The organism is Kitasatospora sp. NPDC047058 (assembly GCF_040643935.1).
Taxonomy (GTDB): Bacteria; Actinomycetota; Actinomycetes; order Streptomycetales; family Streptomycetaceae; genus Kitasatospora.
The window spans coordinates 1-1,198 of sequence record NZ_JBEYVJ010000915.1 but is presented as its reverse complement, the minus strand read 5'-3'; the positions used below and the strand labels follow the sequence as shown (position 1 = coordinate 1,198).

Below are 1,198 nucleotides of genomic sequence, written 5' to 3'. Positions count from 1 at the left end.
GACGGCGGTCAGCCGGCCGCCGGGAGCGGCGACCACGGCCTGGTACGAGGAGGTGGAGTAGCCCGTCACCGACAGGTCGAGGGTCTCCCAGCGGCCGCGGGTGAACCGCAGGCCGAGCGGGCGGTCGTACTCCCCGCTCGGGTCCCAGCCCACCGCGGCCATGCCTCCGGGGACGGCGGTGACGGACCACAGCTTCCCGGCGACGCCCTCCGGCACCGCGACGGTGGTCCAGGTGCGGCCGTCGAAGTGGGCGACCAGCGGGTGTCCGCGGTCCTTGTCCGCCAGGACGGCGCGGCCGACCACCCACACGTCGCCGTGGCCACCGGCGGCGACACTCTGGTACTCGCCGTACAGCCCCGTGAACGCCGGGGCGTCGACGCGCTTCCAGGCGCGGCCGTCGTAGTGCAGCAGGACCGGCTTGTCGTCCGGGTAGCGGGTAGCTCCGACGGCCCAGACGTCGTCCGGCGTGATCTCGGTGACGGAGTTGAGCCACCAGTCGCCGTCGATCGCGGGCGCTTCCAGGCGGTGCCACGCGGTGCCGTCCCAGCGCTCGATCAGGCCGGTGGTGCGGGTCTCGACCTCGGTGGGGCCGCCCGGCGCAGGGCTGGGGGTCCGGCCGGTGACCACGCTCGCGCCGCCGACCGCCCACGCGCGACCCGGCTTCGGTGCGGAGGCGCCCAGCAGGTAGCCGTTGTCGAGTTCCCCGGCAGGCCGTTCGATCTCGGTGCTGCTCCAGGCGGCGCCGTCCCAGTGTCGGGCGAGGAACCGGCCGCTCGACGCCTCGAAGTCGCCCAGCAGCCAGGCGTCGTGCGGAGAACTGCCGGCGACCGCCGTCGCCCTTCCCTCGAAGTCCGCTGCGGGGGCAGGGAGTTCCTTCCACCCGCCCGCCCGGCTGTCACGGGCGGCGACCACCGGGGCGAAGCGCACCCGCTGCCCCTCCTCGATCAGCCGGAACCCCGCCGCCCAGGTGGTGTGCGCGTCGAGCTGGACGGCGCTGCTCAGCACCGCGCCCTCGACGGGCAGCTTCGCCGGCGTGAACCCGCCCCGCACAGCAGCAGGATCGGCGGCGGCGGCCGTCACCGGCCCGTCCGGGCCGTCCGTCGCCACGCATGCAGCAACGCACCAACGCCACCCCCGAGGCGGAAGACCACTTCCCCCAGTGGCTAGACAGGCGCCTTCGTGACCTTGGGTACGACCT

The 1,198-nt window shown here is 74.7% G+C and carries 1 pseudogene; it reads right to left on the bottom strand.

What is annotated here, in order from left to right:
- Positions 1 to 1,107, bottom strand: a pseudogene (locus ABZ885_RS41595) (hypothetical protein); the annotation flags it as partial.
- Between the last annotated feature and the right edge of the window lie 91 nt (positions 1,108 to 1,198).